Source organism: Streptomyces sp. NPDC005195 (assembly GCF_040608315.1).
Classification (GTDB): Bacteria; Actinomycetota; Actinomycetes; order Streptomycetales; family Streptomycetaceae; genus Streptomyces; species Streptomyces kaempferi.
Genome location: NZ_JBEXHZ010000041.1, coordinates 1 through 12,665 on the forward strand (window position 1 = coordinate 1; position 12,665 = coordinate 12,665).

Consider the following 12,665-nt stretch of genomic DNA (forward strand, 5'->3'; position numbering starts at 1 on the left):
GGAGGGCCCGCAGCGAACGCGCTGCGGGCCCTCCGGCGATCTCCTACCTGTGTCCAGGCTGTACGGACGAGCCTCGGTCAGGCCTCGTCCCGGCGGAGCGACGGCTTGAGGTTCTTGAGCCGGCCCAGCAGTCCGTTGACGAACGAGGGCGACTCGTCCGTGGAGAACTCCTTGGCGAGCTGCACCGCCTCGTCGAGCACCACCGCGTCGGGGGTTCCGTCGACCCAGATCAGCTCGTAGGCGCCGAGGCGCAGGATGTTGCGGTCGACGACCGGCATCCTGTCCAGCGTCCAGTCGACGGCGTACGTCGCGATGAGCTCGTCGATGCGCCTCGCCTTGGTGGCGTAGCCCTCGACCAGCTCCATCGTGTACTCGCTGACCGGTGGCTGCCGGGTGTCGTTCCGGGAGTGCCGGATCCAGTCCGCGAGGACCGTCAGGACGTCCACGCCGCGCTGGTCGCCCTCGAAGAGGATCTGGAAGGCGCGCTTGCGGGCCGTGTTGCGGGCAGCCACGGTTAGCTGTTCACCCGGCCGAGGTAGTCGCTGGTGCGGGTGTCGACCTTGATCTTCTCACCGGTGGTGATGAAGAGCGGGACCTGGATCTGGTGGCCGGTCTCCAGGATGGCGGGCTTGGTGCCACCGGTGGAGCGGTCGCCCTGGACACCCGGCTCGGTCTCCTGGATGACGAGCTCGACGGCGGCGGGCAGCTCGACGAAGAGCACCTCGCCCTCGTGCTGCGCCACGGTGGCCGTGAAGCCCTCGATCAGGAAGTTGGCGGCGTCACCGACGGACTTGCGGTCGACCATGAGCTGGTCGTACGTGTCCATGTCCATGAAGACGAAGTACTCGCCGTCCATGTACGAGAACTGCATGTCGCGCTTGTCGATCGTGGCCGTCTCGACCTTGACGCCGGCGTTGAACGTCTTGTCGACGACCTTGCCGGAGAGCACGTTCTTCAGCTTGGTGCGCACGAAGGCCGGGCCCTTGCCGGGCTTGACGTGCTGGAACTCGACGACGGACCAGAGCTGGCCTCCGTCGAGCTTGAGCACCAGGCCGTTCTTGAGGTCGTTCGTGGAAGCCACGGTTGCGGAATCTCCTGGACTGACGTGGACGACCCCGGGACACGCGCACAGCCGGGGGGCTAGAGCGCGAGCAGTTCCTTGGTCGTGATGGTGAGTAGCTCGGGTCCGCCGTCCGCCTCGGGGCGTACGACGAGCGTGTCATCGATCCGGACACCGCCCCGGCCCGGGAGGTGGACCCCCGGTTCGACGGTGACCGGCACGCAAGCGTCCAGTTTACCCATGGCCGCGGGGGCCAACTGCGGGTCCTCGTCGATTTCGAGCCCGACACCGTGCCCCGTGAGTGTGGGAAGGGCCTCCGCGTACCCCGCGGAGTCGAGCACCTGACGGGCCGCACGGTCCACGTCACGGTAGGCGGCGCCCGGCACCAGCGCCTCGCGTCCGGCCCGCTGGGCGGCGAAGACGAGGTCGTAGAGGGCGATCTGCCAGTCCGCGGGCGAGGTGCCGATCACGAAGGTACGGCCGACCTCGCAGCGGTAGCCACGATAGGTCGCGCCGAGACAGACGGACAGGAAATCGCCCTCCTCGACCCGCCGGTCCGTGGGCCGGTGCCCGCATCTCCCGGAGTTCGGCCCGGTGCCCACCGAGGTCGCGAAGGCCGGTCCGTCGGCGCCGTGGTCGACCAGCCGGCGCTCCAGTTCGAGGGCGAGATGACGCTCCGTCCGGCCGACGAGAATGGATTCGAGGAGTTCCCCGAGCGCCTGGTCGGCGATCTCGGCGCCGACCCGCAGACAGGAGATCTCCTCCTCGTCCTTGATCACCCGCAGCTGTTCGACCGCGGCGCCCAGGTCACTCAGGCGCAGTCGCGGCGCCACCGACCCCATGGCCCGGTGCCGGGTCACGGTCAGGTGGTGTTCCTCCACGGCCAGCGAGTCGGCTCCCTGAGCGGTGACGACATCGGCCGCGGCGACGGCCGGGTCACCGCCCGGACCCGACAACGCCTGTACGCGCAGCGCCTCGTCCGGACGTCCCGCCCCGGCCTCGTCGCCCAGCGGACCCGCGCAGAGCAACAGGTCCTCTCCCCTGCCGAGCAGCAGGACGGCACCGCGCGGGGCCGCCCCCGCGAGATACCTCACGTTGGCGGGGCGCGTGACGAGCGCGGTCGCGCTGCCGCCCGCCGTACAGCGCTCCCTCAGCCGCTCGCGGCGTACCGCGTACACCTCTGACATGAATCGAGCCTACGAGCGCCGACCGGATACCGCCGGTTCAGCGGGGCCGGACGGGCGGGTGGGGGCACGGGGCCCCACGTTTCGAGCCGTCAGGACCGGGCTACCACTGCGGGGGGCTGGCGATCGACCGGGCGAGTACGTCGTCCAGGACCCGGGCCGTGGCCGGTACGTCGAGCTGCGAGTTGTCGATGATGGGCAGCCCGGAGCCGTACCAGCCGGCCATCCGGCCGTGGATGCGGGCGACTTCCTCGTCGGTGAGGCGGCGGTTTCCGGAGCGCTCCGCGTTGCGCTCCAGGACTATCTCCAGGCCCGGCAGCAGGACGACGGGCAGCAGGCCCGGCCCGACGTGCCGCTTCCAGCCGCCGAGGCCGACGACCGGGCGGTCCGGGAAGACGGCGTCGTCGAGGATGCAGGAGATGCCGTTCGCCAGGAAGTTCCGCGCGGCGAAGCCGCAGGTGCGGCGGGCCAGGCGGTACTGCGCCTCCGAGTGGTCGTTCCACCCGGACTGGGGGTCGGCGAACCCGGAGCGCACCCATTCGCGTACGTCGTCGAGGCTGATGTGGGCCGTCGGCACGCGGCGGTGGTCCGCCCAGTACTTGGCGACGCTGGTCTTGCCCGCGCCCGCCGGGCCGATGAGCAGCACGGCGAGCGTGGTCGCCGTGGGATCGGGGGCGCCCAGGGCGGGGGCTGCGCTCGGCATGCCGACCGGGCCGCCCGGGGGTAGCTGCACATGTCCCGTGCTGTCGGGCACGGGCACGGGCACGGGGGCGTGCTGCGGCGACGCGGGGTGCGGCAGGTGCGACGGCGGCGCCGGAGGTCCCGGCGGCGGCCCCGCGAAACCGGGAGCGGGTGCGCTCGTGGGTGCTGGACCGGGGTGTCCGCCGGGGTGCCCCGGGTGGTGCGCGGCCGGCGACCAGCCGGCGCCCGGTCCGTGCCCCGGCTGGTGGGGCGGCGGCAGCGGAGCCCCCACTGCGTGCTGCATCCGGTGCCACTCCGTCTCGTACAGGCGATGGGCGCTGGCGAGCGGAGCCTCGGTCCCGACCCGCTCTCCCCCACCCTAGAGGGCGCGGGAGACGCCCCTACCGAACGGTACCTTCCCCGGCCGCCGTTGTGTGAACGGCCGGGGAAGGCGGGAAGTGCCCAGGAGGCGAGGGCAAACCTGCCCAAGTGAGGGCCCGTTGGGTGTTACTCCCCCACTTCGCCGTACGCGGCGAGGAGCACGGCCGGGTCGGGGCCCTCCAGGACGGTCGGCTTGGCCAGCCCGTCGAGGACGATGAAGCGCAGCAGGTCGCCGCGCGACTTCTTGTCGACCTTCATGTTCTCCAGGAGCTTGGGCCACTGGTCGTGGCGGTAGCTCAGCGGGAGACCCACGGATTCGAGGATCGTGCGGTGCCGGTCGGCGGTGGCGTCGTCCAGCCGGCCCGCGAGCCGGCCGAGTTCCGCGGCGAAGTGCATACCGACGGCGACGGCGGCGCCGTGCCGCCACTTGTAGCGCTCGTTCTTCTCGATGGCGTGCGCGAGGGTGTGCCCGTAGTTGAGGATCTCGCGCAGCCCCGACTCCCTGAGGTCGCCGGAGACGACCTCGGCCTTGACCTTGATGGAGCGCTCGATCAGCTCGGCGGTGTGCGGGCCCGCGGGTGTGCGGGCCGCCTCCGGATCGGACTCGATGAGCTCCAGGATCGCCGGGTCGGCGATGAAACCGGCCTTGATGACCTCGGCGAGGCCGGAGACGAAGTCGTTGACCGGCAGCGAGTCGAGGGCGGCCAGGTCGCAGAGCACGCCCGCCGGCGGGTGGAAGGCGCCGACGAGGTTCTTGCCCTCGGCGGTGTTGATACCGGTCTTGCCGCCGACCGCCGCGTCCACCATGCCGAGCACGGTGGTGGGGACGGCGATCCAGCGCACCCCGCGCAGCCAGGTCGCCGCGACGAAACCGGCCAGGTCGGTGGTGGCGCCGCCGCCGACGCCGACGATCACGTCGGTGCGGGTGAAGCCGGACTGGCCCAGCGCCTTCCAGCAGTAGGCGGCGACCTCGGCGGTCTTGGCCTCCTCCGCGTTCGGCACCTGGATGGCGACGGCCTCGAAGCCCTGCCCCGCCAGGTCGGCGCGCAGTGCCTCGCCGGTCTCGGCGAGCGCCTCGGGGTGGACGACCGCGACGCGCTTGGCCCGGTCGCCGATCAGTCCGCCGAGCTCGCCGAGGAGCTGACGGCCGACCAGGACCTCGTAGGGGTCGGTGCCCGCGGTGCCGCCGACCTGGATACGCGTCACTGCCTCGCTCATGCTTCCTTCAACTCCAGTGCGTCGAGGACGGCTTGGGCGACCTCTTCGGGGGTGCGGCCGTCGGTGGGCACGACCGCGCTGGCGACTTCGGTGTACAGGTGGCGCCGTGCCTCCATCAGGTCGCGCCACTGCCGTCGCGGGTTGACGGCGAGCAGCGGCCGGGCCACGTTCAGGCCGGTGCGCTGGACCGCCTCCTCGACCTCCATCGAGAGGTAGACGACCCGGTGCCCGGTGAGCAGCGTGCGGGTGTCCTCGTCGAGGATCGAGCCGCCGCCGAGCGCCAGTACGCCGTCGTGGCCGGCCAGCGCGCGGCCGACCGCGCGCTTCTCGATGGCGCGGAAGGCCGGCTCGCCGTCGTCGACGAAGATGTCGGCGATGGTGCGGCCCTGTTCGGCCACGATGTCGCCGTCGGTGTCCCGGTAGGCACAGCCGAGCCGCTCGGCGAGCAGCGCGCCCACCGTGGTCTTGCCGACACCCATCGGGCCGACCAGCACGACCAGCGGTCCCGCGGTCACCGTACGACCAGGTTCTCGAGGTACGACTCGACGTTGCGCCGCGTCTCGGGGACGCTGTCGCCGCCGAACTTCTCCGCCACCGCGTCCGCGAGGACCAGGGCGACCATGGCCTCGGCGACGATGCCCGCGGCCGGCACCGCGCACACGTCGGAGCGCTGGTGGTGGGCCTTGGCGGCCTCCCCGGTGGCCACGTCGATGGTGGCGAGCGCGCGCGGCACGGTCGCGATCGGCTTCATCGCGGCGCGGACGCGCAGCAGCTCGCCGGTGGTGAGACCGCCCTCGGTGCCGCCGGAGCGGCCGGTGGTGCGGCGGATGCCGTCCTCGCTGTGGACGATCTCGTCGTGGGCCATGGAGCCGGGCACCCGGGCCAGTGCGAAGCCGTCCCCGACCTCGACGCCCTTGATGGCCTGGATGCCCATGAGCGCGGCGGCGAGCCGGGCGTCGAGCCGCCGGTCCCAGTGGACGTGCGAGCCGAGGCCCACGGGCACGCCGTACGCGAGCACCTCGACGACCCCGCCGAGCGTGTCGCCGTCCTTGTGGGCCTGGTCGATCTCCGCGACCATCGCCTTCGACGCGTCGCTGTCGAGGCAGCGCACGGGGTCGGCGTCGAGCCTCTCGACGTCCGAGGGCCTGGGGTAGACGCCGTACGGTGCCTTCGCCGCGGCGAGCTCGACGACGTGCGAGACGATCTCGATCCCGGCCGTCTCCTTGAGGTACGAGCGGGCCACCGCGCCCAGGGCCACGCGGGCGGCGGTCTCCCGGGCGGAGGCGCGTTCCAGGATCGGCCGGGCCTCGTCGAAGCCGTACTTCTGCATGCCCGCGAGGTCGGCGTGGCCGGGCCGGGGCCGGGTCAGCGGGGCGTTGCGGGCGAGTTCGGCGAGGATCTCCGGGGCGACCGGGTCGGCCGCCATGACCTGCTCCCACTTGGGCCACTCGGTGTTGCCGACCATGACGGCCACCGGCGAGCCGAGGGTGAGGCCGTGCCGGACTCCGCCCAGGAAGGTGACCTCGTCACGCTCGAACTTCATCCGGGCACCGCGTCCATAGCCGAGGCGCCGCCGGGCGAGGTGGTCCGCCACCATGTCCGTGGTGATCGGAACGCCGGCGGGAAGACCCTCCAGCGTCGCGACAAGTGCGGGACCGTGGGACTCCCCCGCGGTCAGCCAGCGCAACCTGCTCAACGGTGCTCCTCATGCTCGCGCCCTGGTACTGCTGCTGCGTACACGCGTCCTCGCGTACGGCGACGGCGCGACCGGGTGCGCGGCCCGGGTCCGCCACCCCCGATCCTCCCATGGCCGGACCTCCCTTCCGGCCTCAGGTCCATCAGGCGGACGTGTCCGGTCGGGCCGGAGGATGCCCGACGGGACCGGCCGGGGGCTGCTCAGCGTCTGGCGAGCGCGTGCTCGCCCGCCTTCCGCATGGCGGCCAGGGGGGCCGGGGAGCGTCCGGTCATCTTCTCGACCTGGAGCACGGCCTGGTGCACGAGCAGGTCGAGGCCGCCGACGACGGCGCCGCCGTACGCCGACCAGCGGGCGGCCAGTTCGGTGGGCCACGGGTCGTAGAGCACGTCGAAGAGGGTCGCGGGCCGCTCGGGGACCGCGGCGGCCAGCGCGTCCGTGGCGCCCGCCGGGGTCGTGGCGATCACCAGCGGGGCGCGCAGGGCCCGCTCGGCGTCCGCCCAGTCCGCGATACGGACCGTCACGTCGAGCCGTTCGCCCCACTGCCGCATCTCGGCGGCGCGCTCGGCGCTGCGGACGTACGCGACGACCTCTCCGGTGCAGACGCGGGCCAGGGCGGCCAGAGCGGACGAGGCGGTGGCTCCGGCGCCCAGGACGGCGGCGGACTCCACCTGCTCGATGCCGTGCTCGCGCAGCGCGGCGACCATCCCGGGGATGTCCGTGTTGTCGCCGACGCGACGTCCGTCGTCGGTGAGGACGACGGTGTTGACGGCCTCGACGGAGGCCGCCGTCCCGCTGATCCCGTCGAGCAGCGGGATGACGGCCCGCTTGAGGGGCATGGTCAGCGACAGGCCCGCCCACTCACCGCCGAGCTCCTCCAGGAAACCCGGCAGCGCCTTCTCGTCGACCTCGAATCGGTCGTAGGACCAGTCGTCGAGTCCCAGTTCCCGGTACGCGGCGCGGTGCAGCACCGGCGAGAGGGAATGGGCGATCGGCGAACCGAGGACCGCTGCCCGCCGGGCGTCAGTGGCCCGAGCTCTCATTGAACTTGTCCTTGAGCCTCTGGAATTCGGCGTAGGTCTTGGCGAATTCGGTGTTGTTCTGACCGTCGGTCGCCACGAAGTAGAGCCAGCCGTCGTCGGTCGGGTTCAGCGCCGCCTTGAACGCGTCGTCACCGGGGTTTCCGATGGGACCGGGCGGCAGACCGCTGTTCGTGTAGGTGTTGTACGGGTCCTTGTTCTTGTTGATCTCGGACTCGCTGATGTGGATGTTGCTCTGGCCCTTCAGGTAATTGAAGGTCGAGTCGAACTGGAGCAGCCCGTTGGTCTGTGTGTTCGTGGACTTGAGGCGGTTGTAGATCACCTCTGCCATCTTGCGGAAGTCGTCGTGGGTCTTGCCCTCGGCCTGGACCATGCTGGCGACCGTGACGAGCTGCAGCGGGTCGGCGAGGTCGAATTCCTTGGCCCTCGCCTCGACGTTCAGCTTCTTGTAGTTCTCCAGGGCCTGCGTGACCATCTGCTTCAGGACGGCTTCCGGCTTCATCCCCTTGGCGGCGGGATAGGTCGCCGGGTAGAGGAATCCTTCCAGCGGTTCCTTGATGTTCTTGTTGTTGTTCGCCCAGCTGGGCAGTCCGAAGGTCTTGTATTCCTTCTTGGCGACCTTGGCGGTGGTGCCGTCGGGAAGTGAGAGCTTCTCGTCGATCTTCTTGTAGACGAGGATGTTGCGCTCGCCCGGAACGACGACCACGTTGTTCTGGCTCTTGGGGTCGAGCATGAGCTTGACGGCACTGGCGGCCGACATCTCTTTCTTCAGCAGATAGGCCCCGGCCTGGATCTTCGTCCCGTCGGGGTTGGTCTGCTGCGCGGACACGAAGGCGTCGACGCTCTTGATGACGCCCTTCTCCTTCAGCGCCTGCGCGATCGCGAAACCGCCCGCGCCCTTGGGAATGTTGACGGTCACCTCGCCGGTGCCGCCGCCCACGTAGTCAGGAGCCGGGCCGAAACGTTTTTGGTAGAACTGATACCCGAAGTAACCGACACCGCCGACACCGCCGCCGAAGACGAGCACCACCACCAGGCAGGCGAAGCCGCTGCGGCGCTTCTTGGTCGTGCCGCCCTTGCCGCCCCGGCCCTTCCGGTCGCCGCGGCCGGCTTTCGGATCGTCGTCGTCGGAGTCGTCGTCATCGTCGCCCTCCGCGAAGAAGGCGTGCTCGCCCTGGTCCGGGCCCGGGTCCCAGTCGGTCGGGGCCGGTTCGGGCTCGGCACGGCGGCGCGCGGGCGGTTCCGGCGGCGGGTACGCGTCGGGGGTGTTGTAGAAGTCGGGCTGCTGACCACCGTAGGCGGCGGCCTGGTTCGCGTACGGGTCGGCCGGGTCGGCGCCGTAGGCGACCTGGTGCGGTGTCCCGTTGGCCCAGCCGCCGTCGTGGTACTGCTGCTGGTCCTGACCCTGGTACTGCTGCTGACCCGGGTCGGCGTACGGCTGCTGGTCGTGGCCGGTGTACTGCCCCGCGTACTGCTGCTGCCCCTGGCCGCCGTAGTGCTGCTGCTGCCCCTGGTCGTGGTACTGCTGCTGACCCGGGTGCTGCTGGCCGTAGCCGCCCTGCTGACCGTCGCTCCAGTCGCCGTACTGCGCCTGCTGCTGCGCCTGCTGTTGCGGCGGCTGCTGCTGCTGTTGCGGCTGCTGCGGATAGTGCTGCGGCTGGCCGCCGTAGGGGGACTGGCCGTCGGCGGCCTGTCCTCCCCATCCGCCGTCCCCGTACAACGGGTCCTCCGGATGCCACGGTTCGGAGCCTGGGCCCCGGCCATACTCAGTCATCGATCCCCTAGAGCCGCGAGGCGGTGGCCGCTGGCGTGGTGGCTCGGCTCCCGTTCGCCTCATTTGCTGTGCGGTGGCTGTTCGAACACCACCACATCGCGCGGAACGTTACCGTATCGCGATCAGATGACCACTTCGACGCCCTCGCCAGGCGGATTACCTGACACTCGTTCGGATTCCAAGGCCTGCTGAAGGATGATCACAGCGGCCGCCTGATCGATGACCGACCTGCCCTTTTTGGACTTCACACCCGAGGCGCGCAGTCCCTGGCTGGCCGACACCGTGGTCATTCTCTCGTCGAGGAGTCTCACCGCGACCGGCGCGATCGACCGGGCGAGTTCCTCCGCGAAGCCACGGACCTTCACGGCGGCCGGGCCCTCGCCCCCCTTGAGGGAGCGAGGCAGTCCGACGACGACCTCGATCGGCTCGTACTCCTCGACCAGCTGCCTCAGCCGGCGCTGCGCGGCGGGCACGTCCCGTCCCGGCACGGTCTCGACCGGAGTCGCGAGGATCCCGTCGGGGTCGCACGAGGCGACCCCGATCCGCGCGTCCCCGACGTCGATCGCGAGCCGGCGGCCGCGGCGCATGCCCCGGCCGTCCTCGCCGCCCGGACCGTCCGCGCTCACTTGGCCGTCTCGCCGACCAGGCGTTCGACGGCGTCCATGGCCTCACCGATGGCGGCCGGGTTCTGGCCGCCGCCCTGCGCGACGTCCGGCTTGCCGCCACCGCCGCCGCCGAGGGTCTTGGCGGCCGTACGGACCAGGTCGCCGGCCTTGAGACCGCGCTCGCGGGCCGCCTCGTTGGTGGCGATGACCGTGAGCGGCTTGCCTCCCGCGGTGGTGAACAGGGCCACGACGACGGCCCGGCCGCCCTGGATGCGGCCGCGGACGTCGAGGACCAGCTTGCGCAGGTCGTCCGCGCCCGTGCCGTCCGGAACCTGGCCGGTGACCAGAGCGACGCCGCGGACGTCCTTGGCGGACCCGGCGAGACCGGCGGCGGCCTGCAGGACCTTCTCCGCGCGGAACTTCTCGATCTCCTTCTCGGCGTCCTTCAGCTTGCCGAGCATGGCGGAGACCTTCTCCGGGAGCTCCTCCGAGCGGCCCTTGATCAGCTCCTGGAGCTGGGCGACGACCGTGTGCTCCTTGGCGAGGAAGTTGTAGGCGTCGACGCCTACCAGGGCCTCGATGCGGCGCACACCGGAACCGATCGAGGACTCGCCGAGCAGCTTGACCAGGCCGAGCTGGGCGGTGTTGTGGACGTGCGTGCCGCCGCACAGCTCCTTGGAGAAGTCACCGATCGTCACGACCCGCACACGCTCGCCGTACTTCTCGCCGAACTCGGCGATGGCACCCTGCTTCTTGGCCTCGTCGAGGCTCAGGATCTCGGCGTGCACGTCCAGGTCCCGGGCGAGCACCTCGTTGATCTTCTGCTCGACGTCGGTCATGACGGCCGTGGGGACGGCCGAGGGCGAACCGAAGTCGAAACGGAAGCGGCCCGGCTGGTTCTCGGAACCGGCCTGGGCGGCCGTCGGGCCGAGGGCGTCGCGCAGGGCCTGGTGGGTGAGGTGCGTGGCCGAGTGGGCGCGGGCGATGGCCGTCCGCCGACGGATGTCGATGGTGGCCTGGACCTGGGCGCCGACGGTGACCTCGCCGACCTGGACGACGCCCTTGTGGACGTACACGCCCGGGACGGGCTTCTGGCAGTCGCGGACCTCGACGATCGCGCCGCTGTCCACCCTGATGCGCCCGGTGTCGCCGATCTGGCCGCCACCCTCGGCGTAGAACGGGGTGCGGTCGAGGACGATCTCGACCTCGTCGCCCTCGGTGGCGGCGGGCGACGACACACCGTCGACCAGGATGCCGACGATTCTCGACTCCCCCTCGGTCCGGTCGTACCCGATGAAGTCGGTCTCGCCGGCGGCGTCGGCGATCTGCCGGTAGGCGCCCACGTCGGCGTGACCGGTCTTCTTGGCGCGGGCGTCGGCCTTGGCCTTGTCCCGCTGTTCCTTCATCAGACGGCGGAAGCCGTCCTCGTCCACGGAGAGGCCCTGTTCGGCGGCCATTTCGAGGGTGAGGTCGATCGGGAAGCCCCAGGTGTCGTGGAGCAGGAACGCCTTGTCGCCGGCGAGCACCTTGCCGCCGGAGTCCTTGGTGTCCGTGATGGCCGTGTCGAGGATGTTCGTGCCGGCCTTCAGCGTCTTGAGGAAGGCGGCCTCCTCGGCGAGGGCCACGGTCTCGATCCGTCGGCGGTCACTGACCAGTTCGGGGTACTGCTGGCCCATCATCTCGATGACGACGTCGATGAGGTCCTTGACGACGAGGCCCGTGGCGCCGAGCAGCCGCATGTTGCGGACGGCGCGGCGCATGATGCGGCGCAGGACGTATCCGCGGCCCTCGTTGCCGGGGCTCACACCGTCACCGATGAGCATCACGGACGTCCGCATGTGATCGGTGACCACCCGCAGCGAGACGTCGGACGCGTGGGCGGCGCCGTACTCGACGCCCGTCAGCTCGGTGGCCTTCCTGATGACGGCCATGGAGGTGTCGATCTCGTACATGTTCTGCACGTCCTGCAGAATCATGGCGAGGCGTTCCAGGCCGAGGCCGGTGTCGATGTTCTTGCTGGGCAGCTCGCCGAGGATCTCGAAGTCCTCCTTCGAGATGCCCTCGCCGCGCTCGTACTGCATGAAGACCAGGTTCCAGATCTCCACGTACCGCTCGTCGTTGACGGCCGGGCCGCCCTCGGCTCCGAACTCGGGACCGCGGTCGTAGTTGATCTCGGAGCACGGGCCGCAGGGACCCGGGACGCCCATGGACCAGTAGTTGTCCTTCTTGCCGAGGCGCTGGATGCGCTCGGTGGGGACACCGATCTTGTCGCGCCAGATGGACTCGGCCTCGTCGTCGTCGAGGTAGACCGTGATCCACAGCCGCTCGGGGTCGAGCCCGTAACCACCCTTGTCCTGGGGCGAGGTGAGCAGCTCCCAGGCGTAGGTGATGGCACCTTCCTTGAAGTAGTCGCCGAAGGAGAAGTTGCCGCACATCTGGAAGAACGTGCCGTGGCGGGTGGTCTTGCCGACCTCTTCGATGTCGGGCGTGCGCACGCACTTCTGCACGCTGGTGGCGCGCGACCACGGCGACTTGACCTCGCCGAGGAAGTACGGCTTGAAGGGGACCATGCCCGCGGGGACCAGGAGCAGAGTCGGGTCGTCCGCGATGAGCGACGCCGAGGGAACGACGGTGTGACCGCGCTCCTCGTAGAAGCTCAACCAGCGGCGGCGAATCTCGGCCGACTCCATCAGTGGTCCTCATTCCGGTTGTGCGAGTACGTCGACCTCTCGACATACCTCGGATCGTTACGGTTCTCGATGGCGGCGTACCGCCGGGGTGCGGGGAGTTCGTGGTCGACGGACGCGTCCAGCCCGAGCGCCTCGTCGAGTTCGGCCTCCCGCTGGGCCATGCCCTCGCGGACGTCGAGCGCGAACTCCTTGAGCCGGTGCCCCGCCGCGACCGCCTTGTTCGCGGCCTGGGCGGCGAGGCTCTCGGGAGTCAGCTGCTTGAGCTTACGGTTGACCTTGGTGGTGGCCCACACACCCGCGGCTGCGCCGGCGGTGAACCAGAACGTACGGCGGAACATC

The 12,665-nt window shown here is 70.6% G+C and carries 12 protein-coding genes; all 12 read right to left on the minus strand.

All coding sequences use genetic code 11. The features are described 5' to 3' along the window. Positions 1 to 77: 77 nt before the first annotated feature. Positions 78 to 512: a transcription antitermination factor NusB gene (gene nusB / locus ABZV34_RS28940; RefSeq protein WP_356282805.1), complete on the minus strand. Its 435-nt coding sequence runs from the start codon at positions 510 to 512 to the stop codon at positions 78 to 80. A gap of 2 nt (positions 513 to 514) precedes the next feature. Beyond that, positions 515 to 1,081 carry an elongation factor P gene (gene efp, locus ABZV34_RS28945; protein ID WP_330303171.1) on the minus strand — a complete coding sequence of 189 codons (567 nt, stop codon included), beginning with the start codon at positions 1,079 to 1,081 and terminating at the stop codon, positions 515 to 517. A gap of 59 nt (positions 1,082 to 1,140) precedes the next feature. Next, complete coding sequence (locus ABZV34_RS28950) at positions 1,141 to 2,247, minus strand: aminopeptidase P family protein (RefSeq protein WP_356282809.1); 1,107 nt, start codon at positions 2,245 to 2,247, stop codon at positions 1,141 to 1,143. Positions 2,248 to 2,347: 100 nt separating this feature from the next. Next, a complete protein-coding gene (locus ABZV34_RS28955; protein ID WP_356282812.1) occupies positions 2,348 to 3,229 on the minus strand; it encodes a Pro-rich N-terminal domain-containing protein in 882 nt (293 codons plus the stop codon). Positions 3,230 to 3,432: 203 nt separating this feature from the next. Further along, positions 3,433 to 4,524: a 3-dehydroquinate synthase gene (gene aroB / locus ABZV34_RS28960; RefSeq protein ID WP_356282815.1), complete on the minus strand. Its 1,092-nt coding sequence runs from the start codon at positions 4,522 to 4,524 to the stop codon at positions 3,433 to 3,435. Beyond that, a complete protein-coding gene (locus tag ABZV34_RS28965) occupies positions 4,521 to 5,039 on the minus strand; it encodes a shikimate kinase (protein WP_356282818.1) in 519 nt (172 codons plus the stop codon). Before ABZV34_RS28965 ends, aroB begins: the two co-directional genes overlap by 4 nt. Then, the gene (gene aroC / locus ABZV34_RS28970; RefSeq protein WP_356282821.1) at positions 5,036 to 6,220 is read right to left on the minus strand and encodes a chorismate synthase; all 1,185 of its coding nucleotides are present in this window, start codon (positions 6,218 to 6,220) and stop codon (positions 5,036 to 5,038) included. The genes ABZV34_RS28965 and aroC overlap by 4 nt, the downstream gene beginning before the upstream one ends. 200 nt (positions 6,221 to 6,420) lie before the next feature. Further along, on the minus strand, positions 6,421 to 7,260 hold the full coding sequence (locus tag ABZV34_RS28975) for a shikimate dehydrogenase (protein WP_356282824.1): 840 nt from the start codon (positions 7,258 to 7,260) through the stop codon (positions 6,421 to 6,423). Continuing rightward, a complete protein-coding gene (gene mltG / locus ABZV34_RS28980; protein ID WP_356282827.1) occupies positions 7,241 to 9,031 on the minus strand; it encodes an endolytic transglycosylase MltG in 1,791 nt (596 codons plus the stop codon). Before mltG ends, ABZV34_RS28975 begins: the two co-directional genes overlap by 20 nt. A 122-nt stretch (positions 9,032 to 9,153) precedes the next feature. After that, positions 9,154 to 9,618: a Holliday junction resolvase RuvX gene (gene ruvX / locus ABZV34_RS28985; RefSeq protein ID WP_356282932.1), complete on the minus strand. Its 465-nt coding sequence runs from the start codon at positions 9,616 to 9,618 to the stop codon at positions 9,154 to 9,156. Positions 9,619 to 9,653: 35 nt separating this feature from the next. Continuing rightward, positions 9,654 to 12,326 (minus strand): alanine--tRNA ligase, encoded by a 2,673-nt coding sequence (alaS, locus tag ABZV34_RS28990; protein ID WP_356282830.1) that lies wholly within the window; start codon positions 12,324 to 12,326, stop codon positions 9,654 to 9,656. Further along, positions 12,326 to 12,664, minus strand: a complete 339-nt coding sequence (locus tag ABZV34_RS28995; protein WP_356282833.1) for a DUF6167 family protein — start codon at positions 12,662 to 12,664, stop codon at positions 12,326 to 12,328. Before ABZV34_RS28995 ends, alaS begins: the two co-directional genes overlap by 1 nt. Position 12,665 lies beyond the last annotated feature (1 nt).

Excerpts from the sequence above, each read along its gene's own strand:
- ABZV34_RS28950 (WP_356282809.1), bottom strand. The coding sequence starts at position 2,247 with ATGTCAGAGGTGTACGCGGTACGCCGCGAGCGGCTGAGGGAGCGCTGT.
- ABZV34_RS28955 (WP_356282812.1), bottom strand. The coding sequence starts at position 3,229 with ATGCAGCACGCAGTGGGGGCTCCGCTGCCGCCGCCCCACCAGCCGGGG.
- aroB (WP_356282815.1), bottom strand. The coding sequence starts at position 4,524 with ATGAGCGAGGCAGTGACGCGTATCCAGGTCGGCGGCACCGCGGGCACC.
- ABZV34_RS28975 (WP_356282824.1), bottom strand. The coding sequence starts at position 7,260 with ATGAGAGCTCGGGCCACTGACGCCCGGCGGGCAGCGGTCCTCGGTTCG.
- mltG (WP_356282827.1), bottom strand. The coding sequence starts at position 9,031 with ATGACTGAGTATGGCCGGGGCCCAGGCTCCGAACCGTGGCATCCGGAG.
- ruvX (WP_356282932.1), bottom strand. The coding sequence starts at position 9,618 with ATGCGCCGCGGCCGCCGGCTCGCGATCGACGTCGGGGACGCGCGGATC.
- alaS (WP_356282830.1), bottom strand. The coding sequence starts at position 12,326 with ATGGAGTCGGCCGAGATTCGCCGCCGCTGGTTGAGCTTCTACGAGGAG.
- ABZV34_RS28995 (WP_356282833.1), bottom strand. The coding sequence starts at position 12,664 with ATGTTCCGCCGTACGTTCTGGTTCACCGCCGGCGCAGCCGCGGGTGTG.